This window comes from Streptomyces sp. NPDC002825 (assembly GCF_040295385.1).
Lineage (GTDB): Bacteria > Actinomycetota > Actinomycetes > Streptomycetales > Streptomycetaceae > Streptomyces.
The window spans coordinates 22716-46283 of record NZ_JBEOVH010000002.1 but is presented as its reverse complement, the minus strand read 5'-3'; the positions used below and the strand labels follow the sequence as shown (position 1 = coordinate 46283).

16 protein-coding genes and 1 pseudogene are annotated in these 23568 nt (G+C 71.8%); 1 reads left to right on the top strand and 16 read right to left on the bottom strand.

Annotation, left to right across the window (positions count from 1 at the left end; translation table 11 throughout):
- Window positions 1-51: 51 nt before the first annotated feature.
- From ABT041_RS02565 to ABT041_RS02490, 16 genes and pseudogenes are all read right to left on the bottom strand, one after another.
- Window positions 52-1878 carry a DUF8508 domain-containing protein gene (locus tag ABT041_RS02565; protein WP_351177786.1) on the bottom strand — a complete coding sequence of 609 codons (1827 nt, stop codon included), beginning with the start codon at window positions 1876-1878 and terminating at the stop codon, window positions 52-54.
- 291 nt (window positions 1879-2169) lie between these two features.
- Entirely contained in the window at window positions 2170-2931 is a 762-nt protein-coding gene (locus ABT041_RS02560) for a MerR family transcriptional regulator (protein ID WP_351177783.1), read from the bottom strand.
- A gap of 85 nt (window positions 2932-3016) precedes the next feature.
- On the bottom strand, window positions 3017-3724 hold the full coding sequence (locus tag ABT041_RS02555) for a hypothetical protein (RefSeq protein ID WP_351177780.1): 708 nt from the start codon (window positions 3722-3724) through the stop codon (window positions 3017-3019).
- Window positions 3724-4263, bottom strand: a complete 540-nt coding sequence (locus ABT041_RS02550; protein WP_351177777.1) for a SigE family RNA polymerase sigma factor — start codon at window positions 4261-4263, stop codon at window positions 3724-3726. The genes ABT041_RS02555 and ABT041_RS02550 overlap by 1 nt, the downstream gene beginning before the upstream one ends.
- A pseudogene (locus tag ABT041_RS02545) lies at window positions 4244-5298 on the bottom strand (LacI family DNA-binding transcriptional regulator). Before ABT041_RS02545 ends, ABT041_RS02550 begins: the two are co-directional and overlap by 20 nt.
- Window positions 5299-5473: 175 nt before the next feature.
- The gene (locus ABT041_RS02540; protein WP_351177774.1) at window positions 5474-6781 is read right to left on the bottom strand and encodes a chloride channel protein; all 1308 of its coding nucleotides are present in this window, start codon (window positions 6779-6781) and stop codon (window positions 5474-5476) included.
- Window positions 6782-7048: 267 nt separating this feature from the next.
- Window positions 7049-7387, bottom strand: a complete 339-nt coding sequence (locus tag ABT041_RS02535; RefSeq protein WP_351177771.1) for a P-II family nitrogen regulator — start codon at window positions 7385-7387, stop codon at window positions 7049-7051.
- Window positions 7384-8706 (bottom strand): ammonium transporter, encoded by a 1323-nt coding sequence (locus tag ABT041_RS02530; protein ID WP_351177768.1) that lies wholly within the window; start codon window positions 8704-8706, stop codon window positions 7384-7386. The genes ABT041_RS02535 and ABT041_RS02530 overlap by 4 nt, the downstream gene beginning before the upstream one ends.
- A 202-nt stretch (window positions 8707-8908) precedes the next feature.
- Window positions 8909-9958, bottom strand: a complete 1050-nt coding sequence (locus ABT041_RS02525; RefSeq protein ID WP_351177765.1) for a rhamnogalacturonan acetylesterase — start codon at window positions 9956-9958, stop codon at window positions 8909-8911.
- 8 nt (window positions 9959-9966) lie between these two features.
- On the bottom strand, window positions 9967-12702 hold the full coding sequence (locus ABT041_RS02520) for an exo-rhamnogalacturonan lyase family protein (RefSeq protein WP_351177762.1): 2736 nt from the start codon (window positions 12700-12702) through the stop codon (window positions 9967-9969).
- A 472-nt stretch (window positions 12703-13174) separates the two neighbouring features.
- On the bottom strand, window positions 13175-13753 hold the full coding sequence (locus tag ABT041_RS02515; RefSeq protein WP_351177759.1) for a hypothetical protein: 579 nt from the start codon (window positions 13751-13753) through the stop codon (window positions 13175-13177).
- On the bottom strand, window positions 13750-14610 hold the full coding sequence (locus ABT041_RS02510) for a carbohydrate ABC transporter permease (protein ID WP_351177756.1): 861 nt from the start codon (window positions 14608-14610) through the stop codon (window positions 13750-13752). Before ABT041_RS02510 ends, ABT041_RS02515 begins: the two co-directional genes overlap by 4 nt.
- The gene (locus tag ABT041_RS02505; protein ID WP_351177753.1) at window positions 14607-15641 is read right to left on the bottom strand and encodes a carbohydrate ABC transporter permease; all 1035 of its coding nucleotides are present in this window, start codon (window positions 15639-15641) and stop codon (window positions 14607-14609) included. Before ABT041_RS02505 ends, ABT041_RS02510 begins: the two co-directional genes overlap by 4 nt.
- Window positions 15641-16924 (bottom strand): ABC transporter substrate-binding protein, encoded by a 1284-nt coding sequence (locus tag ABT041_RS02500; RefSeq protein WP_351177750.1) that lies wholly within the window; start codon window positions 16922-16924, stop codon window positions 15641-15643. The genes ABT041_RS02505 and ABT041_RS02500 overlap by 1 nt, the downstream gene beginning before the upstream one ends.
- A gap of 158 nt (window positions 16925-17082) precedes the next feature.
- Window positions 17083-18597 (bottom strand): arabinosylfuranosidase ArfA, encoded by a 1515-nt coding sequence (gene arfA / locus ABT041_RS02495; protein WP_351177747.1) that lies wholly within the window; start codon window positions 18595-18597, stop codon window positions 17083-17085.
- Window positions 18598-18808: 211 nt separating this feature from the next.
- A complete protein-coding gene (locus ABT041_RS02490) occupies window positions 18809-21721 on the bottom strand; it encodes a glycoside hydrolase family 48 protein (protein ID WP_351177744.1) in 2913 nt (970 codons plus the stop codon).
- A 273-nt stretch (window positions 21722-21994) separates the two neighbouring features.
- Here ABT041_RS02490 and ABT041_RS02485 point away from each other — a divergent pair, with 273 nt between their 5' ends.
- Window positions 21995-23554, top strand: coding sequence for a cellulase family glycosylhydrolase (locus ABT041_RS02485; protein ID WP_351177741.1), 1560 nt, complete (start codon window positions 21995-21997; stop codon window positions 23552-23554).
- Window positions 23555-23568: the final 14 nt, after the last annotated feature.

Sequence of the window (23568 nt, the reverse complement as noted above, 5' to 3'; positions counted from 1 at the left end):
GCCCCTAGGTCGCCGCCGGGTGCCGAAGGGTTGCCGCCCGGGCCGCCCCGCTCAGGGGACCAGTCGGACGACCTGGGGGTCGTGGTCGCTGGCCTGGTCGGCGAACTCGCTGTTGACGTGGACGATGTCGTAGTCGTACGAGGTGAGGGCCGGGCTGGTCAGGATGTGGTCGAGGGCCTGGGAGTTGCCCTGGTAGACGTAGGTGTAGCGCTCGCCGGCCGGAAGGCTGTTCACGAGCGGGGTGAGGACGCCGCCTGAGGCCAGCGTGGTCACGGTGTTCGAGAACTCGAAGTCGTTGAGGTCTCCGAGGACCACGACGCGGGCGGAGGGCTGCACGGCGAGGAGCTGCTTCACGAAGCCGTTGACCTGGCCGGCCTGCCGGCCTCGCTGGGTCTCCGAGGAGCGGGCGGGCGGCTGGAAGCGGGAGTACAGGGGCTGGTCGCCGCCCTTGGAGGTGAAGTGGTCGGCGACGACGAAGACGGTCTTCCCCTGGAAGGTGAACTCGCCGGCGAGCGGCTTGCGGCTGGCGTTCCAGGCGGAGTCGGACGGGTTGATCCGGCCGGGCGAGACGGAGAGGGCGGCGGTGCCGCCGTCGTCCACGACGGAGACGGCGGTGGTGGAGGTGCCGCCGGGGCGGTCGGTGAAGCCGACGCGGGCCGGGTTGTAGAGGAAGCCGACGCGGATGTTGCCGCCGGGCTCGCCGCCGTCCTGGTCGTCGACCGGGTCGATCTGGCGGTACTGGTAGGCCGGGCCGCCCGCGGCGGAGACGGCGGCGATGAGCTTGGCGTAGGTCTGGTCGGCGGCGACGACCGCATTGTCCGTCGCGCCGTTGTTGTCCTGGACCTCCTCCAGGGCCACGATGTCGGGCGAGGCGAGGTTGTCGACGATCCCGGCGGCGAGCCGGTCGAACTTGGTCTGGGGGTCGGTCGGGTCGAGGTTCTCGACGTTGTACGTGGCGACGGCGAGCTCGCCCGCGGTCTGCGCCCGCGTGGTCTCGGGGGCGAGGGCGTTGTCGGTGAGGGTGCCGAGGGTGGTGGCCTGGATGCCGTAGCCGCCGAAGTTGTCGTAGTCGAGCGGTCCCGCGGTCGTGCCGCCGAGCACGTCGCCGACGTCGGCGACGGGGAAGGCGGTGGCGAGCAGCGACTCGACCTTCACCCGGCCGGCGTTCTGGGAGGCGTACGAGCCGTAGACGGTGCCGCCGCGCGGGGTGGGGTGCTCGGTGGGCTCGGCGGTCACGAAGAGTTCGCCGTAGGGCGTGGTGGCGCCGACCACCCGGGCCCCGCTCACCTGGACGCGCATGCCCTCCAGGGACTCGTACCGGTCGAGCGCGTACGTGGACGGGGCGAGCGTGAGGCCCTCGATGGAGCCGCCGCCGGCGTCGGGGGCGTAGGCGTCCGGGACGGAGGCCGCGTCCAGGGTGAAGGCGGCGGGCAGCGCGTTGCCGGTGGAGAGGGTGGAGGTGATCGTGGCGGAGGTCAGTTCGGTGACGGACTGGCCGCCCTCGGCGGTGCCGCCGGGGTAGTACTCGGAGACCGTGCCCCGGACCGTGACCCTGTTGCCGGCCTTGGTGGAGGGGGTGGTGGACCCGGTGTACACGAAAAGGGCCTCGCTGGTGGCCGCGTTGCCGTCGCCGACCGGATCCTGGATCCAGTACCCGCGGGAGCTTCCGGTGGAGCGGATCGCGGTCACGATGCCGGTGACGGTGACCTGCTGGCCGTTGTACGGGGAGAGCCGCTTGGTGCCCTGGACGGCGGCGATCGTGACGGTGGCGGCGTGCGCGGGAAGCGCGAGGAGGCCGGCCGTGAGGGAGCCGACGAGGGCGGTGGCGGCGAGCAGGCCGGTGTGGCGTCCTCGGGCGGTTATGTGACGGACGGTCATGGGAGGTCCCTTCGCGCGGGGTTGTGGAGGGGTCGTCGCGGGAGTACCGCCGTCGGGGTGTGTGGGGGAACACCACGCGGCGGCAGGGAAGTTGTAGTGGCGGCGGATTGCGCGGAGGAAACCGGGAGGTGTTCCCCGCGTGTCACTTCTACGCGCGTCACAAGTGTCGCGGCTTGTCGTGCCCCTGTCACTACCTTGTCGCGGCCGCCGTCGGATCGCCCGCCGGGCCGACCCCCTCCGCCGCACGGGCGAGAGGGGGCCGGCACGAAGTCGCGGGCGTCCCGCTCCGGCTCAGCTCAGCCGGGTGTCCGCGTAGACGGTCATCGCCCGGCACTCGTACTCGGCGAGGCCGACGGCGATCCGGTCGAAGTTCTCCCGGAACCGGGGGTCCTCGACATAGGTCCTGGCCAGCCCCCGGTACGCCTCGGCGTTCGGGGTCCAGAAGCGGCAGACGTCCCGGTAGTGGGCGTCCACCTCGGCCTGCACCGCCGGGTCGTCGGCGGGCGTGCCGCCGGCCATGAACTCGGCGAACCGGATCATCTGGGCGGTGACCTCGCGCTGCCACTGCTCGGCGGTCTCCGGCGTCAGCGCCTCGACGGCCTGCCGGGACTGCTCGTACGCCTGCGGATAGCGCGCGCGGGTCTCGGCCTCCAGCTCCGGGTCCGGCTGGAAGCCCTCGAAGAGGTTCTCGGGTCGGTTGATCTCCACCATGTGCTCGTCCTCGCTCGTCTCGAGTTCGGCGATGGTGCGGGCCACCGTGCGGGCCAGGGTGCCGAGCCGGTCCCGCTCCGCGAGCAGCCGGGCGTGGTGCTCGCGCAGGACCGTCACGCGGTCCGCCCCGCTGTCCAGGACCTCCCGGATCTCGCGCAGGCCCAGATCCAGCTCCCGCATGAGCAGGATCTGCTGGAGGCGCAGCAACTGGGGCTCCTCGTAGTGGCGGTGCCCGTCGCTCGCGGTCCACGCGGGCTCCAGGAGACCGATCTCGTCGTAGTGCCGCAGGGTCCGGGAGGTCACCCCGGACATCCGGGCCACGTCCGCGATCGACCAGGCCATGACGGTGTCCTTCCTTCGCCGGGGCCGGTGTGTCCGGCCCCGTTCGAAGAACGTAGGGGTTGACGCGGCGTCAACCGCAAGTCGTTCAGTTCCCGCCGGGGCCGAAGCCGCCACGGAGGGTGGTGCGGCCCCCGTCGGGGCCGGTCAGGAGGATGCGGTACGTGTCGGCCGAGGCGTCGCGTACGCCTTCGGCGTGGTTGTACTGGGCGGCGAAGGTGTGGGGTCCGGGCGGCACCGTACGCCCCGGCTTGAGCGTCCACCGGTAGACCAGGTCCCGGGCCTCCTCGGTGACGGTCACGGTGAAGTCCTCGGCGGGGCGGGTGCGCCAGTGTCCCGTGCTCACGACGCCGGGGGTGCGGGCGATCCGCAGCTCGACGGTCAGGCCGGCGACCGGGGATTGCGTGGTCAGGGCGAGGTCGCTCTGCGCCCACCAGCGGTTGCTTCCCGGGTCCAGGGTCCCGGCCGCGCGTGCCGTGGGTCCGGGCGCCGGCAGGGTGGCGGCGGGACCGGCCGGACGGTCCTCCCGGGTGGTCACGGCGAGCCCGCCGATGCCGACGACCCCGGCGACGGCCGCGGTGACGGCGAGGACCACGCCCCAGCGGCGGCCGGCCACGGGGGCCGGGGCCAGGGCGCGGCGGCGGAGGCCGGTCCACGGGCGCGCCAGGCGGGTGCGGCGACGGGCCGGGGCGGGCGCGGCGAGGCCGCGTTCCACGCGGGCGAGGATGCGGGCGTGGTCGGGCCGGTGCGCGAGCGCCGCCTCCCGCAGTTCGCGGCGGAGCTGTGCCTCGTCCATCAGCGCCTCCCCGCGGCGAGTTCGGTGGCGGCCCCGTCGCCGAGCAGCCGCTGGAGTTCCTTCATGCCCTTGGCGGTCTGGCTCTTGACGGTGCCGACGGAGACGCCGAGCGCGAGGGCGGTGTCGCGTTCGGAGAGGTCGAAGGCGTGCCGGAGCACGACGCAGGCGCGCTTGCGGAAGGGCAGGGCGCGCAGCGCGGTGCGGACGTCGACGACGGCGGGGACGTCCGGATCCTCGGTGTGCTCCGGGCGGCGGTCCCAGAAGGCGGCGATCCGGCGCCGTTCGCGGACGGTGCCGCGGATGCGGGTGCGGACGAGGTTGGCGACGACGCCCCGGGCGTAGGCGGCGGGGTGGTCGGCGGCGCGGACCCGGTCCCAGCGGTCCCAGAGGGCGAGCATGGCGTCGGCGGCGAGGTCGTCGGCGGCGTCGGTCTCGCCGGTCAGCAGATGGGCGAGGCGCGCGAGTTCTGCGTAGTGGCGCTCGAAGAAGGCCCGGAACTCCGTCGCGCTGTCGTCGGCGTCAGCGCCCGCCGGGATCACGGGGGTCCTCGGTGCGGCAGACGGGGCCGGTGCTCGCGCGGGCCGTCAGGTGGGGCGCGATGAGCTCCGTGCCGCGCGGGGCCTCACCGGCGAGGCGGGCGACGAGCCGTTCGACGGCGAGGCGGCCCATCTCCCTCGCGGGTACGGAGACGGCGGTGAGCGGCACGGAGGCGTGCACGGCGACCTGGTCGGGGCAGATGGCGACGACGGAGACGTCCTCGGGCACGGCGCGGCCCTGGTGGCGCAGGAGCGCGAGGAGGGGTTCGACGGCGGCCTCGTTCTGGACGACGAGGGCCGTGGTGCCGGGGCGTTCCTCGAAGACGCGGGTGACGGCGGCCGCGACGGCCGCGTAGGTGCCACCGACGGGGCGGTGGAGCAGTCCGACACCGTGGGCCGCGGCGGCGGCGCGCAGTCCGGTGAGGGTGCGGGCGGCGAAGCCCGTACCCCGCTCGTACACGGCGGGCGGCTCGCCGAGGACGGCGATCCGGGTGTGGCCGAGTCCGGCGAGGTGCTCGACGCAGCGCGCTCCGGCGGCCTCGAAGTCGAGGTCGACGCAGTCGAGTCCGGTGGCGTCGGCGGCCTCGGCCGTCTCGGCGGGCAGGCCGATGAGGACGGAGGGCCGCTCGGCCTCCTGGAGGAAGGGGAGCCGGGGGTCGTCGAGCCCGACGTCCATGACGATCATCGCGTCGGCGACGGCGCTGCCCTCGACGCGGCGGACGGCCTCGGGGCCTTCCTCGCCGGTGAGCAGCAGCACGTCGTAGCCGTGGGAGCGGGCGGTGGTGGTGACGGCCATCGCGATCTCCATCACACGGGGACGTAGAGGCCGGTGCGCAGCGGCATCATCAGCGCGAGGATGTTCGTCCGGCTGCTGGCGAGCGCGCGGGCGCCGGCGTGCGGCCGGTAGCCGAGGGTGTCGATGCTCTGCTGGATGCGCTCGCGGGTGGGGGCGGATATGGAGCGCTTCCCGCTGAGCACGTAGCTGACGGTGCTGGCCGAGACGCCGGCGTGGCGGGCGACATCCGCGAGGGTGACCACGTGCCTGCTCCTGGACGGTTCCCGGTGTTCCGGGCGGCCGCCCGACGATACGGCTCCCGACCCTAAGCGGCGGCTCGACGAGCTGTCCAGACGGACCGTGAGGACTCCGGTGTCCCGGGCGCTCCCGCCCGCACCCCGGTCCCGGAGGGGCGATGGGTGGCCTGCCCCCGGTGGCTCACGGGCGTTCGGGCGAGGCGGGGGTCCCTCGCCCGGGCGGCCGCTCGCCGAACGCGGGGATGCGAGGGCCCTGCGGCAGCAGCTCGGTGACGACGAAGGACAGGACCGCGGCCAGCACCACCAGGGCCACCGTCTCGTCGTTCCCCAGCATGAGCACGACCAGGATCACGCCGCTCACGGGCAGCCGCAGGGCCGCGGTCACCGCGGCGGCCATGCCGACCGCCATCGCCGGCACCAGACCCAGGCCCGGCAGCGGGGCCAGCAGGACTCCGGTCGCCCCGCCCAGGAACAGGGCGGGAAAGACGGGGCCGCCGCGGAGGCTGCCCAGACACAGCGCGTACGCGAGGCCCTTGAAGACCAGCACCGCGACGAGGGCTCCCACCGACCAGGCGTGGGGGTTCTGCGCCAGGTCGGTCAGCGTGGCCTCGCCGGACAGGGCAGCCTCGGCCGGTGAGCGGCCGGTGGTGACGGCGTAGAGCGTGACGCAGACCGCCGCGCCCGCCGCGCACAGAACGGTGTTCCGTACGACCCGGCTCACCACGAAGCGTGCCGCGAACCGACCGCCCACGAGCGTCCCGTGGACGACGAACGCGACGGCGGGCGCCACCACCAGCACCCACAGCACGTCCGGCACGTCGAGGGGTGGCGGCTCGGGCAGACCGATGTCCAGGCTTCCCGTCTCCAGTCCCGTCCAGTGGACGAACCCGGTGAAGATCAGCGCTCCCACGCCGCTGGACAGCAGGGCGGGCAGCATCACCGCGAACAGCTGGGGTCCGCCCACCCCGGCCACCTCCATGAGCAGCACGGCGCCGACCAGGGGGTTCCCGAAGAGCGCGGAGATGGCCGCTGCCGCCCCCGCGGCGCCGAGCAGCGCCGTGCTCGCTTCGGTCTGCGGTGCCCGGGCCAGGCCGGCGAAGAACAGCGCCAGCCCCCCGCCGAGGGCGATCAGCGGTGCCTCGGGCCCCAGGACGGCGCCCAGCGGAAGACCGGCCACCGCGGTGAGGACGACACCGGGCAGCGCCGCCTTCGTGACCCCTCCCGCATGCAGCCCGCCCGCCGGAATGTGCCCGCCCCGGCCGGGAAGGCGTGCGACCACCAGACCGACGACGAGGCCGGCGACCGGCAGCAGGACGAGCCCCCACCACCAGGGAGCCTGCTTCCAGCCCAGGTCCCTGGGCCAGTCCGTCCAGACGAACTGTTCGAGCTGGTGCAGCAGCACGAGGAACCAGAAGGCGATGAGTGCCACCGGAACGCCGATCAGCCCTGAGAAGACCAGACCCTTGCGGTATTCGGGTCGCCGCAGCATGGTCCGCAGCAGGTCGGCTTCCTGAGGCTGGCTTCCCGGAGCGTCCGCCGAGTGGGGCTGCGGTGGGGTTCCGGCGATGGGGTCCTCCTCGGCTCGGCGCCACCCCAGGAGGCCAGGTCGGTGACGCACGGGTGGCGATAGCGGCGCATATGCGGGCGTATATACCGTGCGGGCGGCACGGTTATGCGTGTGCGCATGGATTCGGCGTCGCGACCGCCCGGGAGAGGTCCCACCGTTCCGGAACGGTTCCCCCGCCCGGTCCGTACGTCAGAGCGCGTCCGGGCCGCGCTGTCCCGTGCGGACGCGCACCACGGTCTCCACCGGCACCGCCCACACCTTGCCGTCGCCGATCTTGCCCGTGTGGGCGGCACGGACGATGGCGTCGACGACCGGCTCCGCGTCGGCGTCCTCGACGACGACCTCGATACGGACCTTGGGGACCAGGTCCACCCGGTACTCGGCGCCCCGGTACACCTCGGTGTGCCCGCGCTGGCGCCCGTAGCCGCTGGCCTCGGTGACCGTGAGGCCGTTGACGCCGAGTTCCTGGAGGGCGTTCTTCACCTCGTCAAGGCGGAACGGCTTGACGATCGCGGTGATCAGCTTCATGCGGAGGGCTTCCTGTCCTTGACGAGCGAGGTGACGGGGGACGCGGTGTGCAGCGGCGCGCCACCGTGGCCGAGCACGCCGTGATCGTAGGCGGTCTCCGCGTGCACCGTCTGGTCGAGTCCCGTCACCTCCTCCTCGGCGGAGGCGCGCAGTCCCATCACCCGGTCGAGAACCTTGCCGATCCCGTAGGTGACGAGGAAGGTGTACGCCGCCACGGCCGCCACCGCGAGGGCCTGCCGACCGAGCTGGCCGAGCCCGCCGCCGTAGAACAGCCCCTCCTTGCCGCCGGTCATCTCCGAGGTCGCGAACAGGCCGATCAGCAGCGTGCCGATGACACCGCCGGCGAAGTGCACGCCCACGACGTCGAGCGAGTCGTCGTACCCGAAGCGGAACTTCCAGGCGACCGCGTACGAGCAGACGACGCCGGCGGCGAGACCGACCGCCGCCGCCCCGGGCATCGCGACGACCCCGCAGGCCGGCGTGATGGCCACGAGCCCCGCGACCGCGCCGGACGCCGCGCCGAACGTGGTCGGGTGGCCGTCGCGCCGCTGCTCGACGAAGAGCCAGCCGAGCAGGCCGGTGCACCCGGCGACCAGGGTGTTGAGGAGGGACGCGGCGGCCAGGCCGTTCGCGCCCAGCGCCGAACCGCCGTTGAAGCCGAGCCAGCCGAACCAGAGGAGCCCTGCGCCGAGCAGCACCATCGGCAGGTTGTGCGGCCGCATCGCCTCCTTCTTGAAGCCGATGCGCGGGCCGATCACCAGGCACAGCGCGAGGCCGGACGCGCCCGAAGCGATCTCGACGACGAGTCCTCCCGCGAAGTCGAGGGCGCCCAGCGAGTGCGCGATCCAGCCGCCGGGACCCCACACCCAGTGCGCCACGGGAACGTATACGAGCAGCGTCCACACCGGCACGAAGACGAGCCAGCCCGCGAATCGGGTGCGGTCCGCGACCGCACCGCTGATCAGCGCCGCCGTGATGATCGCGAACGTCAGCTGGAAGGTGCTGAAGAGGAACGTGGGAACCGTGCCGGTGAGGCTGTCCGGACCGATGCCCGCCAGGCCGAGGTGCCCCGCGCCGCCGATCAGACCGGCGAAGGCGTCGTCGTCGAACGCGAGCGAGTGGCCCGCGACCAGCCAGACCACCGTGACGAGGGCGATCGACACGAAGCTCATCATCAGCATGTTGAGGACGCTCTTCGTCCGGACCATGCCCCCGTAGAACAGGGCCAGGCCGGGGGTCATCAGCAGAACGAGCGCGGTGGCGACGAGCAGCCAGGCGGTGTCGCCGGTGTCGAGCCGGGGTGCGGCGGCCAGGGGCATCGAGGGTCTCCTCCTACGGGTTGGGGAGAGCCTCGTGGCGTCGCATTTCGCGTTGCGTACACGGAAGTTTCCACGGTGTTTCGTATTGCGCGGGTGTTGCCGAACCCTCACGTCGCACCCCGCTCCGCCCGGGGCCAAGTCCGGGGGAAAGCAGCCGCCCGCGACGGGCGGAGGCGAAGCGCGACGTCCGGCAGTTCTCTTCCTAGCGGAAGCTCGCGGGCGGCAGGACGCCCTGGGTTCGCAGTTCGGCCGCGACCAGCGTCGCGTACTCCGTGGCCCCGCGCGGCGACGTGTGGGTGTTGTCCCGCTTCTCCGCCGTCAGGTACAGCGCCTTCGACGCCTCGGGCCCCAGCTCCTCGACCCGTGCCTTCGTGAGCGCGGTGAGGTCGATCAGCGGAGTGCCGAGCGAGGCGGCGAGGGCCCGGATCTCGGCGGGGTGGTCCACTCCGAGGCCGTTGACGAGCAGGGCGATGCCGTTGTTCAGGGTGCCGTCGGCGTTGAACCAGCGGCGGACGACGGGGGTGACGAGGACGGGTTCGCCGCCCTTGGCCCGAACCCGCTCGACCAGGGTGGTGAGGTTGGCCCGGTAGGTCGCCGCGTCGGTCTGCTTGTCGTTGTGGGCGAGCTGGACCAGGACCGGGTCCCCGGGCCGGATCTCCGCCTCCACGCGGTCGAAGAGCGCCGGGTTCGCCAGGAAGGTGACGGTGCTCTCGCCGGAGTCGGCGTGGTTCGCGACGGCGACGCCCCGCCGGAGGTGGACGGGCAGCATCTGGCCCCAGCCGGTGTACGGATCGCCCGGCTGGTCGCAGACGGTCGAGTCGCCGACCAGGAAGAGCCGCCGGGCGGCGGGGGCCGGGGTGACCCGAAGGGCGGCCACGCGCGGGGCGGACCCGCCGAGGACCAGGTCGAGGCCCGGGCTGCCGGCGGCCCCGGTGGGCTCTCCCTCGGGGTCGCGGACGTCCACGGTGAAGGAGCGCCGGAGCCGCTCCCCCGCCCCGGTGGCGGTCTCGGCGAGCAGGGCCCGCCGGGTCTCGCCGCTGACGGCGGTCGCCCCGGCGCTCTCGCCGCCGAGGGTCACGGTCACGTCGTACGTACCCGGGGCGACGTCGAAGTGGCAGGCGAGCGACCCGGTGCCGGTCGGGGCGCAGTGGTCCAGGCCCTGGCCGAAGGGGCCGTCGGCGTGGGCGGCGGGTGCCGCGGCGAGCGTCCCGAGCAGGGTCGCCGCCGTGGCGAGCAGGGCTGCTGTTCTCATCGTGGGCCTCACTCGGGAAGGTGGTCGCCGACGAGGGCGAGGTTCTGGATGGCGGCGAGTCCGAACAGTGCGGTGGTGTTGGTGCTGATCCCCAGGTGCTCGTAGCCGGGTTCGAGGGCGGCGGAGCCCTGGACGGGCGTCTTGTCCCAGACCATGGCCGCCGTGTAGCCGTCGCTCCGGTCGAACTTCGCCCAGGCACGCTGGGCGAGCTTGGCGTCGTTCAACTGGGAAGCCGCGTAGGCGTCCTGGCGCGAGTGCCCCTGGAAGAGGAGCAGGGTGCCGAAGTTCTGCCCGTAGCGCGCCGCCTGCTCGGCCTTCGTGGCGTTGAAGTAGCGGCAGTAGTCGAGCCAGGCGCTCTTGAACGCCGGCATGTCGACGAGGTCGATGAGTTCGGCGCACATCTCGACGAGGCCGAACATAGCGGAGAGGTGCGAGACGCCGACGACGGGCTTGTCGGCGATCGCGAAACGCCCGGTGTCGAGGTCGTAGAGGCCGGTGCCCTGCACGAAGCCGTTGGGCTGGGCGGCGATCGTCTCCATGGTGGAGCGGAGCCGGGCCTCGGCCTTCGCGGCCTTGGGGCCGCCGCGCTCCCACTCGGTGATCCAGGCGGCGGCGAGGCCGCTCCAGTCGGTCCCGAAGCCGACGGAGAGGGCGTGCCGGTCGGGGGTGTAGGGCTCGGTGCGGATCTTGCGGATGGGGTCGAGGACGAGGAAGGTCTCGTCGGAGTCGACCTGGTCGTGCATGAGGTCGCCGACGCGTTCGTCGGCGGTGAGGAAGTAGTACGGGCGGCGGTAGACGGCCGTGGAGATCCGCTGCTGCTTCGCGCTGTCGGCGAAGTGCTGCACACCGTGGCGGGTGCCGAGGCCGGCCCACCGGCCGAGGTGGTAGACGTCGACCTCGCCCGTGTGGCGGGTCATGGCCTCGGCGAAGCGGAAGATGTCGGCGCGGCCGGAGCGCAGGTAGGCGTACCAGAGCCAGAGGTCGGGCGAGAGTTCGGAGTTGTCCCAGGCGTAGCCGCCGACGTCGTACCGCCACTGGTGCCGGTCCTCGTCGTAGGTGTGCATGATGTCGCCGTAGTCCCAGAAGCCGTACCAACGGCGCTGCTCGGCCTGGTCCTTGTAGTACGTGAAGAGGAAGTCGAGGTGGTCCTCGATCCTCGCCTTCGCCGGGGTGGAGCGGTCGACGGGAGAGAACAGTCCGCCGAACACCCGGGCGCGCACGAGGTCTTCGGGGCTCGCGGCCAGCTGCGGCGGGGTGCGGACGGCGGCGGCCTGGGCGACGAGGGTGCCGGCGGTGGGGGTGGCGGCGTTGGCCCAGAACATCAGCTCGCTGGTACGGGCGATGCCGTAGGGGGTGCCGAAGCCGGGCTCGTGGTCCTCGTAGGTGATGTTGAGGCCTTCGAGCTGCTCGGGGTACGTGTCCTGTCCCATGCCGTCGTGGTAGAAGCGCAGGTCCATCGGCTGCGCCTCGGGCGACCAGAGCCAGAGGGTGACCTCGGCGGCGTCACCGGCGGCGCCGCGGATGTCGAGCTGGGCGGGGTGCTTCTGCCAGAAGTCCCGCAGGCCGAAGGAGAGTCCGCCGGTGACACCGCCGACGTAGCCGAAACCGCCCGCCCGGCGGCCGCCGCCGGCGGCGATCCAGCCGTGGCCGGGACTGGTGCGCTTACGGATCCCGAAGCCGTCGGCGGAGAGCTGGGAGAGCGTGTAGTCGCCCCACGTGGGGACGTACTGCAGCCGACTGGTGACGCGCTGGTCCCAGGTGGCGGGGTCGGGCAGCTTCTCGCCCTTCACCTGGGCGGTACGGACGGCGGCGCCGGGGTCGCGCCGCAGGCCGGTGATGCCCTGGACGGCCTCGGTGAGGAAGCCTGCGCCTTCGCCGGCGAGGCGGATGTGACGGTCGTAGGGGGCGTCGCGCAGGGGGACGGTGAAGCGGACGCCGAGGCCGCGGATGAAGTCCTTGTTCTGGTCGCCGTCGTAGGTGATGGTGTGCACCATCCGGAAGGCTTCCGACCCGGCGTAGAAGTAGAGCCGCACGGAGAACGGCAGCCAACTGCGGTTTCCCTTGCGGTGCTTGCCGTCGACGCGGACCACGGCCCGTACCGGCCCGTCCTGTTCGACGACGGCTCCCGTGATCTCGCCGTCGAACCGTTCCCACTTGGCGTTGCCCTGGTCGCCGTCGTCGAGGTCGCTCTGCCGGAGGAGGACCAGCCGGCCGTCGGTCGCGATCTTCACGCCGTCACGGGTGACGGACTCGACGAGCTTCCCGCCGTCCTTCGAGACGACGGCCCGGACGGTCCCCGTGTCGACGGTGATACGGCGGTCGGTCTGACTGACGGCCACGGTCTTCGCGGCGGCGGCCGGGGTCCCCGGGGCGAGACTGAACCGCTCGGCGCCGGCGGCCTCCGGACCGACGGCGTGCGCGGTCCACTTGAGGGAACCGTCGGGCCAGCGGGCGGTGGTCCAGGTCTGCACGGGGACGGGGGCTCCGTCGGCGGTGGTGAGCGCGAAGGCCTGGTCGGCGGGGTGAACGCCCTTGGGCCAGGCCACGCCGAAGGTCGACCCGGCGGCGGCCCCGAGCCCACCGGGCTCCAGCCAGGCGATGCTCGCGGGCCGATCGGCGACGGGCACCTCGGCGGACACGGCGAAGGCCTGGGCGTCTCCACGCCCGAGAGCCCAACCGAACTGCGCGGTGGCACCGGCGACGGCGACGGCCTTGAGGAGGGAACGACGAGGGAGGGATGACATGGGACTCCTTGGGTGGAGTTGGGGGTTGGATAGCTCTTCTGCGGGACCCGCGCCGGGGCGGGCGGCGCCCCGCCGTGTGGGCCCGCGCCCGTGTGGATCCCGCGCCCGGGCGGGCGGTGCCCCCGCGGCCGGTCGGTCCGCGCTCGGGCCGGGCGGTGCCCCGGTCCGCCCCCGTGTGGGCAATCGTTTCGCGGGGGCGATGGGGGTCCCCCCTGCTCGAGCGAAGCCGGGAGCTGGGGGGAGGGTGGGCACACGGGACGGCGCCCTTCAGCGGCGCCTCCGCGTTCCGCGCCTGGACCCGAACCCCATGTGCACCGAGCGGGTGGTGCGGGTCACGGCGCGGGAGCCTCTGGCGCCGGCACGGGCGCCGTTCCGTTGCGCCCACCCGTTCCGCCCCTTGCGGAACGCCTGCCCACAACGGGGCGGAAGGCGTGCCCACAACTTGGCGAGCGCAGGCTCAGAACGGGGCCGGTCAGGGTGACGGACAGGCCCCTCGGCGTTCGGCCGCCAAGGTCGCCGCCAGCAGAACCCCCAGCGCCGGCACCGCCAGCGGCGCCGAGAGCCACGCCGAAGCCACGATGACCGCGAGACCGCACACCATCAGCAGGGACCCCGCCGGGTCGAACAGCGCGCGCCGGGCGGCGGGGCCGAGCAGGACCCGCCAGCGCAGCGACGCGCGCCACGCCGTGGCCGCCCGGAGGACGGTGACCGTCAGCCAGAGTGCGACCAGGATCGCGAGGACCCCCGTCAGCCGCCCGCCCGGCACCGGCAGCGCCCGTACCAGCATGAGGTCCGCCCCTACCAGGGCGAGTACGGCGAGACAGCCGAGCCCGACCCCCCACCCCCCGCCCCCCAGCGCCCCCCGCAGATCCGCCGCGAAGTACCGGAGGCCCGACGCCTCGCCGCGCGTCCAGCGCCGCAGGTGCGCCGCCCCGGCGGCGAGTGCGGCCGGCAGGGTCACCAGGGGCAGGGCCGCGAGGCCGACCCAGACCCCGACGAGGAGGCTCTCCGCGAAGACGCCGAAGGCCGCCCGGAAGCGTTCGCCCCTCACTTGAGCCCCGACGTGGCCATGCCGTCGATGAGGTAGCGCTGGAAGGCGAGGAAGAACGCGATCACGGGGAGCAGCGCCACGAGCGACATCGCGATCATGCCGCCGTAGTTGGCGACGCCGTCCTGGTCGACGAACATCTTCAGGCCCAGGGAGACCGTGTACTTCTCGGGCTCGTTGAGGTAGATCAGCGGGCCCAGGAAGTCGTTCCACGCGTTGATGAAGGTGAAGATCGCGCTGGTGATGAGCGCCGGCCGGCACAGCGGCAGCACGATCGACCAGTACGTCCGCAGGTGCCCGCAGCCGTCGAGCCGCGCCGCCTCGTCGAGCTCCCTCGGCAGTCCGCGCATGAACTGGAGCATCAGGAAGACGAAGAAGGCGTCCGTGGCCAGGTACTTGCCGAGCAGCAACGGCGTGTAGGTGTTGACGAGTTCCAGCTTCTGGAACAGGACGTACTGCGGGATGAGCAGCACGTGGTACGGCAGCAGCAGCGTGCCGATCATCAGGGTGAAGAGCAGTCCGCGTCCGGCGAAGCCGATCTTGGCGAAGGCGTACGCGGCGAGGGAGCTGGAGATCAGCACGCCGACGACCGAACCGACGGCCAGGAAGAGGGAGTTGCCGAAGAAGGTGGAGAGGGGGATGTCGGCGATCCCGTCGGCGAGGCGCCTGTAGTTGTCGGTGACGGGATCGGTGGGCAGGAGGTTCAGGCTGCCGACGATCTCCCCGTTCGGTTTGAAGGAGCCGCCGATCACCCACACCACGGGGTAGAGGATGACCGCGAGGACGGCGAGGGCTCCGAGGTGCCAGGCGACCGAGCCGGCCCTGCGCGACTCACCGACAGCACGTGTGGCGAGGCTCATCGGCCCCCCTCCTCGTAGTGCACCCAGCGCCGCTGGGACCAGAACAGGACCGCCGTCACCAGGCCGACGGCGAGCAGCAGCATCCAGGCCATGGCGGAGGCGAGGCCCATCCGGCTGTTCTCGAAGCCCTGGATGTAGAGGTAACAGGTGTAGACGAGGGTGCCGTCGGCCGGCCCGCAGGCGTTGCCCTGGCTGCCGATGATGTAGGCGGAGCCGAAGATCTGGAAGGAGTGGATGGTCTCCAGGAGCACGTTGAAGAAGAGCACCGGCGAGATCATCGGCAGGGTGATGTGCCAGAACCTCCGCCAGGGACTCGCCCCGTCGACCTGCGCCGCCTCGTACAGCTCGCGCGGCACCTGCTTGAGTCCGGCGAGGAAGATGACCATGGGCGCGCCGAACTGCCAGACGGTGAGGGCGACCAGGGCGTAGATGATCCGGTCGGGGTCGCCGATCCAGCCGCCCGCCTCCAGGCCGAGGAACTGCTGCGTACGGTCGACGGCGGCTCCGTCGGAGAAGAGCGCCCGCCACACGATGGCGATGGAGACGCTGGCCCCGACGAGCGAGGGCGCGTAGAACGCGGCCCGGTAGAAGCCCTGTCCGCGCCGGCTCTGGTTGAGCAGCAGGGCGACGCCGAGCGCGGCGGCGAGTTTCAGCGGGGTGCCGATGACCACGTACCGGCCGGTGACCTCGACGGAGGTCCGCCAGCGGGGGTCGCCGAACATCTCGGTGAAGTTGTCGAGGCCGATCCACTGCGGGGCGTCGAAGAGGTTGTAGTCGGTGAAGGCGAAGTACAGCGAGGCGACCATGGGTCCCGCGGTGAGGAGCAGGAAGCCCGCGATCCAGGGGGACATGAAGAGGTATCCGGCGAGGTTCTCGCGGCGCGCCCCGCCGGTGCCGCGGGGACCGCGCGCCCCGCCGGTGCGGCTCTCCCCGGGCGCCCCTCCGAACCGCACGGCGCCGCGTGGGCGCCCGCCGTCCGGCGGGGTGTCCGGCCGCGCGGAATCCGGTACGGAAGTCACGGCGGCGCCCATCAGGAGGACAGCGCCGTCTTCGCCTCGGTGAAGTACTGCTTCACCGCGTCCGCGACGGGCCGCTCGCCCAGGGACATCTCCTCGGAGAGCCGCAGGAAGGCGGCCTCGCAGACGTCGGCGCCGGCCGGGTGCGGGGTGATGGGCTCCAGGACGCGGGACTCGACGAGCTGCTTCTCGTACGCGGCGATCCCCTTGCCGACCTCGTCGGTCGGCACGTACGCCCGGTACTGGGCCTCGGTGGCGGGGACGCCCCGGTCGTAGCCCATGATCTTGCCGACCTCGGGGTCGTGGACCATGAAGTCGATGAACTGGGCGACCTCCTCGGGGTGCTTGGTGCGCCGGGAGCCGCTGAGCATGAGGGAGCCGAGGTACTGGCCGGTCTTGTGGCCGTCGGTGGTGGGGATGGGGGCGAGCCCGTAGCGGCTCTTGCCCTCGGCGGTGTAGCGGACGGAGAAGTTGTCCCAGGTGAACTCGCCGGCCGCGAGTTCGGCGGTGACGGCGGACTTCGGCTTGGCCTGGATGGTCTTCCTCGGGTCGGCGTAGACACCGGACTTCACCCGCTCGAACGCCTTGGTCCACCAGTCCGTGAGGTCCGCCTCGGTGAAGCCGAGCCCGGAGGCGGTGAAGAAGGCCTTGCCGTGCTGGCGCAGGTAGAGGTCGTAGAGGTACATGATCCCGTACGGGCCCGCGTCGCCGGCCCGCCCCTGGCTGTCGTGGATCTTGGCGAGGGCCGCGTGGTATTCGTCCCAGGTCCAGCCGGGCCTGGGGGTGACGCCGGCCTTGGTGAAGACTGCCTGGTCGACGACGAGGGCCATCGAGTTGCTGCCGACGGGTATGCCGAGCAGCTTGCCGTCGACCTCGCCGAACTTCTCCAGGCCGGCCCGGAACCCCTCCAGGCGGAGGTTGCCCGCCTCGGCCTGCCCGCGCAGGTCGAGGAGGACGTTCTTCGCGTCGTACTTGCGGAGGAAGCCGATGGCGTTCTGGAAGACGTCCGGCGCGTTGCCGCCGGACGCCTGGGTGTTGAACTTCTTCCAGAAGTCGGCGTACGGCTGGAAGTCGGTCTTGATCTTGATCTTCGGGTACTTCTTCTCGAAGAGGGCGATCGACTGGTTGATCCGCTTGGCCCGGTCGTCGGAGCCCCACCATGCGTACCGGAGGGTGACGGTGCCGTCCCCGGATCCGGAGCCGGTACCGCAGCCCGCCGCGGTCAGACCGAGGGCCGCGACGGACCCGCCCGCGAGCTTGAGCAGACCTCGCCGGTCAACACTGCCTTGAGTACGCACAGTTCGTCCTCCGCGCGTGATTAGAACGTTTCAGGAAAGCGCTTGCTGGGACAAGGTAGGTTCGCCGTTCAGTCCCGTCAACGCTTCGGACACGATCGTTCGAAGCGCTTCGCGGAGCGCCAGCCGGGGAGGTTCCTGAAAGGATTCAAGCCGGAGTGTCAGACCAGCCGTATGACGTTCCAGGACATCGGCTCCAGGACGGCCCGCAGCACCCCGCCCTCGAGGGACGTGCCCTCCACCGCGTGCGGCACCACCCGCTCCGGTGCGTCGAGGGTGTTGCGGGCCTCGGGGTCCGCGTCGGCGAGCGCGCTGTGCTCGACGACCCGGCTCAGGTCGAGACCGCGCAGCGCCACCTCCAGGGGCAGGGACGTGTTCCGGCCACGGTTGACGGCGAAGACCGTCACCGTGCCGTCCTCTCCGCGCACCGCCGTGGCGTGCAGCAGCGGCACGTCCCCGTAGCGTTCCGTCGGGTAGGTCGGTGAGGCCACGCGCACGTCGAGCACGGTCCCCCGGCCGTACCGCGAGGCCTGGGCGAAGGGGAAGAACGTCGTCTGGCGCCAGGCGGGACCGCCGGGCTCGGTCATGATCGGGGCGATCACGTTGACCAGTTGGGCGAGACAGGCGACCGCGACCCGGTCGGCGTGGCGCAGCAGCGCGATCAGGAGGCTGCCGAAGACCACGGCGTCGGTGACGGTGTAGACGTCCTCCAGGAGGCGCGGGGCCTCCTGCCAGTCCTCCACCGGATGCGGGTTGGGCCGGCGCTGGTACCAGACGTTCCACTCGTCGAAGGAGAGGGTGAGCTTCTTCGGGGACTTCAGCCGGGCGCCGACGTGGTCGCAGGTGGCGACGACCTCCTCGATGAAGGCCTCCATGTCGACGGCGGAGGCGAGGAAGGAGTCGCGGTCGCCGTCGGTCTCCTCGTAGTAGGCGTGCAGCGAGACGTGGTCGACGACCTCGTACGTCTCCGCGAGCACGGTGGCCTCCCAGGCGGCGAAGGTCGGCATGCCGCGCCCCGAGCTTCCGCAGGCGACGAGTTCGAGCCCGGGGTCGATCTGGCGCAGCGCCCGGGCGGTCTGGGCGGCGAGCCGGCCGTACTCCTCGGCGGTCTTCTGGCCGGTCTGCCAGGTGCCGTCCATCTCGTTGCCGAGGCACCACAGGCGGATGCCGAAGGGGTCCTTGTCGCCGTGGGCGATGCGGCGGTCGGAGAGTGCGGTGCCGCCGGGGTGGTTGGCGTACTCGACGAGGTCCATGGCCTCGGTGATGCCCCGTGTGCCGAGGTTGAGCGCCATCATCGGCTCGGCCTGCGGGCCGAGCTTGCGCAGGAAGGCCATGAACTCGCTCAGGCCGAAGCGGTTGGTCTCGGTGGACCGCCAGGCGACGTCGAGCCGGTGCGGCCGCTGCTCGACGGGGCCGACGCCGTCCTCCCAGCGGTATCCCGAGACGAAGTTGCCGCCGGGGTAGCGGATCGCGGTGACGCCGAGCTCGCGGACGAGCTCCAGGACGTCGGTGCGCAGCCCGTCCTCGTCGGCGGCGGGGTGGCCGGGTTCGTGGAGGCCGGTGTAGACGCAGCGGCCGAGGTGCTCGACGAAGGAGCCGAAGAGACGGGGGTCGACCGGGCCGACGGTGAAGTCGGGGTCGAGGGCGAAGCGGGCGGCGGGCTCGTGAAGTGACACGCGATTCCCTCTCGTTGGAGGCGTTCGAAATATCGACCGGTGGCCGTATGTCCGAACGAGAACGTAGGAGGGGAGCCACCGGCCGTCAATGGATCGGCGAAACGGCATCCCGAGCCGGCGATCCCGACATGACCGTAGGCCGGGCGGTCCCCCGTGGAAGGGGGCCGCCCGGCCTCGTCGTACGCGGAGCCCGCTCTCGCGGGGCGGGCTGTTATTCGAGAAGCTCCGCGTACGAGCCCATGGCCAGGGCGATGTCCGCCTGGGCCCAGAACCGGTGGTAGGTGAAGACGGGGGCGGCGCCGCCCGCCAGATAGGCCTCGACCTTCGGCCAGGCCGGGTCGTTCTTGTAGAAGGAGCGGATCGAGGCGAAGGTCGACGAGGAGTTCACCGCGTCGCCGTTCGGCATGACGCCGGTCCAGCCGCTCGGCACGTACACGGGGTCGTCGAAGCGGTTGTAGTCGGCGCGGGTCTCCGGGACGGCGATGCCCAGGGCGTCCTGGTGGTGCTTCCACATGCCGTCGAGGAGGGCCTTGGCGACGCGCTTGGCCTCGGCGTGGCCGGACTTGGCCGCGTAGTAGGTGAGGGTCTTGGCGTAGGCGGCGGCGACGCCGACGTCGTCGGTGTAGTCGGCGACGGTGACGTGCAGTCCGGCGTTGGCGCCGGGGCTCGCCGCGTTCCAGGTGTCGGGCGCGCCGGACCACTGGAGGGTGGAGGGGACGCGGTAGGTGCCGTCGGGGTTGATCGTGGTCTTCGACAGGGCCCAGGAGACCCACTTGTCGAGGACGGTCTTCGCCCTGGCGTCACCCGTCTGCTGGTAGTACTCGGCGACCCGCTCCATCGACCAGGCCTGGAAGCCGAACCACTGGTTCGACGCCGGGTCGTGGTAGACGGGCTTCTCGTCGTAGTACATGCCGTGGAAGGTGGGGGTGCCGGCCGGCGGGGTGGCGTACCGCCCCTGCCAGCTGTTGGTGGCGCCGCCCGCGATGGCGCCCTCGTCCGACTGGAGCCAGCGGTAGAACTCCAGCTGCCGGCCGAGGCTGGTCGCCCAGTCCGCCGCGCCCGTCGCCGACTTGGGCTTGAGCGGGGCGTACGAGCTCAGGGCATAGGCGGCCAGGGGGTTCTGGTAGCCGCTGTGGTTGTGGCTGGAGCCGATGCGCCAGGACCAGCCGGCCGAGGTGTCGGTGGCGCCGCCCCAGGCGTAGTACCAGGACAGCAGGTAGTGGGCGCTGTCCTTGCCGGTGCCGGCCGGGCAGGCGGTCGGGCCGACGCAGTCGCCGATCTTCTTGAAGTACTTGTCGAACATGGCGTACCGCAGGTAGTCACCCATCTTGGCCGCCTTGCCGACGGTCGTGGCGACCTGGGAGCCCTTGCCCTGCTCCTTGGCCCAGAGGTCGGCCCAGTAGGCGGCCTGGACGGCGCGGGCGTCGGCGTCGGGGGCGTCGGTGAACTTCCACTGTTTGGCGTACGAGGAGTCCCCGGTGAAGAGGTCCAGGTAGCCGTTCTTCCCGCCGTAGGCGAACTTGTCGCAGGTGGGGTGGGTGACGGTCTCCCAGACGGACTCCTGCGGGCCGCGCTGGAAGGTGTTGATGTACGAGGGGCCGGTCGCCGTCGGTCCCGCGGAGCACTTTCCGGGCTCGTTGCCGTAGCCGTAGACGTTGTCGACGTCCTGGATCCAGTGCATGCCGTAGATGTCGTCGGTGCCGTAGGCGCTCTTGAGCTCGGCGGCGATCGGGTCGGAGCCGGAGGCGACCCCGGAGTCGAGCTTCGCCGGGTACTGGGAGGGGAGGTCCCACTCGGGCGCGTACGTGGCCGGCTTGGAGGCGTTGTAGGAGGAGGTGGTGGGCTGGTCGGCGTGGGTCGGGATCATGAACTTCTCCATGGTGTCCCAGGCGCCGTTGAACTTGGTCCAGTCGCCGGTGATCTTGCCGTACATGGCCTGGAGCCAGATGAGGTAGCTGTACGCCTCCGAGGTCGACTCGTGCCCGTGGTCGGGGGCCTCGACGATCAGGGTCTCCACGGAGTGGTACGGGATGCCCTCGGGCGAGAAGTAGCCGTTGGCCGGGTTGGTGATCTTCCCGTGCAGGTCGAGGAAGCGTGCGTCGTAGGTGGAGTCCGCGGCCAGCTGGGCGACGGTGACCTCGGCCTTGGCGTGGCCGGGGGCGGTCGCGGTGAAGACGGCGGAACCGGTGCCGGTGGCCGCGGCGGCGACGGTCACCTTCTGGGCGGTGTTCCAGTTCGCCGGGGTGAAGGTGAGGCTCGCCGGGGTCGCGGTGAGGTTGGTGTTGCCGGAGGTACGGGCGACGCTCACCGTGACGTTGGCCGTGGGGGCGGTGGAGAGCTTCAGGTCGAAGGTGCCGGTGGAGCCCTGCCGTACGCCGAGCTGGGTCGGGGAGGCGACGAGCGCGGGTCCGGCGGCGACGGTGATGCCGACGGGGGCGGACTCGGCGGAGGCGCCGAGGCTGTCGTAGGCCTTGGCGTAGAGGGAGTGGGCGCCGGTGGCGAGACCGCTCGCGCTGTAGGTGAAGGGCGCGGTGGTGTCGGTGCCGAGGAGGGTGGTGTCGCTGTAGAACTCCACCTTGCCGACGGTGGCGCTGTCGGCCGCGGCGGCGGTGGCGGCGAGCGGCACCGCGTCGCCCTCGGTGTAGACGGCTCCCGGGGCCGGGCTGGTCAGGACCGCGACCGGGGGCGGATGGGCGCCGGAGCAGGTGGTGCCGTTGACGGCGAAGCCGGTGGGGGCGGCGTTCGTGCCGCTGTAGGTGAACTGGGCGCCGGTGGTGGTGGCGGCGCCCGCGGCGAGGGTGCCGTTCCAGGACGCGTTGGTCACCGTGACGTTCTTGCCGGACTGCGACCAGACGCCGCTCCAGCCGTTGGTGAGCTTCTGGTCGCCGGCGTAGGAGTACGTCAGCGTCCAGCCGTTCAGGGGCTCGGCGGCCCGGTTGGTGAGCGTGAGTTCGGCGGTGAAGCCCGAACCCCAGTCGTTGGTCTTGTAGTCGACGCTGCACTGGACGGCGGCGGCCTGGGCCGTGGTGGCTCCGACGGCGGTGAGGCCGAGGGGGAGGGCGAGCGAGGCGGCCAGCGCGGTCAGGCGCCGTCGTGTTCGCGTTCTCTGTCGGAGGGATGCCATGGGGTGGTTCTCCTCGCGGCTCGGAAGGTGGGGATGCGAAGAGCTCGAAGGTGCGACAGACAAGCCTTGAACCAGTGGGAGCGCTCCCACTGTGCAGTTGGGTCCCTACCCCGTCAAGATGTGTGAGGAAGTCGAAGTCAAAACCCGAGGAATTTACTCAACTCCTCTTTTCCTTGGCGGTCGTTGACGCTACGGTCTGCCCCGACCCAGTGGGAGCGATTCCATCCAGTCGGCACACCGTCAGGGCTGTGCCCTCGCTGTGAGGACTCGCTCATGCGACATCCCGCACGTCTTTCCGCGCTGCTCGCAGGAGCGGCGCTGACGATGGCGAGCACCGCTGTCGCCGTCGTGGGTACGGCCGCCGGAGCCTCGGCCGCACCCGTCTGCACGGTGGAGTACTCGGTCGTCGGCCAGTGGGCCGGCGGCTTCCAGGGCGCCGTGACCGTCACCAACAACAGTGCCGCGCTGTCGAGTTGGAGCCTCAGCTTCGACTTCCCGGCCGGCCAGGCGGTCAGTCAGGGCTGGGGCGGAAAGTGGTCACAGTCCGGCGCGTCCGTCACGGTCGTCAACGAGAGCTGGAACGGCGCCCTCGGCACGGGCGCGAAGGTCTCCGGTGGCTTCATCGCCTCCTGGACGGGCGCCAACACGGCACCCACCGCGTTCACGCTCAACGGCACGCCCTGCAACACGGACGGGCCGGCACCGACCCCCACCCCGACCAGCCCGACGAGCCCGCCCACCACTCCCCCGACGACCCCCACGAGCCCACCGACCACTCCCCCGACCACGCCGCCGACGACACCCCCTACCCCCGTCACCGGCGCGCCGGAACTGACCGTCTCCGGCAACAGGTTCACCGACCAGAACGGCGCCACCCGCCGTCTCCTCGGCGTCAACCGCTCCGGCGGCGAGTTCATGTGCGTCCAGGGCTACGGCTTCTTCGACGGCCCCGTCGACGACGCCTCCGTCCAGGCCATCGCCGGCTGGAAGGCCAACACCGTCCGCATCCCCCTCAACGAGGAGTGCTGGCTCGGCCTCGACAACATCAAGCCCGAGTACCGGGGCGCGAACTACGTCGCCGCCGTCAAGGACCTGGTGGCCAGGGTGCTCGCCCACGGCATGACCCCCGTGGTCGAACTGCACTGGACCCACGGCCAGTACACCGGGAACTCCTCCGGCTGCTCCGACGTGCACGCCTCCTGCCAGAAGCCGATGCCGGACGCCCAGTACACGCCGGCGTTCTGGACCTCGGTCGCGAACACCTTCAAGAACGACGGGCGGGTCGTCTTCGACCTGTTCAACGAGCCCTATCCGGACCGGGCGACCTCCACCGCGGCACAGGCGTGGACCTGCTGGCGCGACGGGGGCAGCTGCCCCGGCATCGGCTACGAGGTCGCCGGCATGCAGGACCTGGTGGACGCCGTCCGCACCACGGGGGCGAAGAACCTCGTCCTCGTCCCGGGCCTCGCGTACTCCAACGACCTGAGCCAGTGGCTCGCGTACCGCCCCACGGACCCGGCGGGCAATCTGGCCGCCGCCTGGCACGTCTACAACTTCAACACCTGCTCCGACGAGGCGTGCTGGAACACCACCCTCGCCCCCGTGGCCGCCCAAGTGCCCCTGCTCGCGGGCGAGATCGGTGAGAACACCTGCGGACACGCGTTCGTCGACCGCGTCATGAAGTGGTTCGACGACCGCGGCCTCTCGTACCTGGGCTGGACCTGGAACACCTGGAACTGCAACTCCGGTCCCGCGCTGATCACTTCGTACGACGGCACCCCCACGGCATTCGGCATCGGGCTGCGCGACCACCTGCGCGCCCTCACTTCCTGAGAGGAACCCCCACA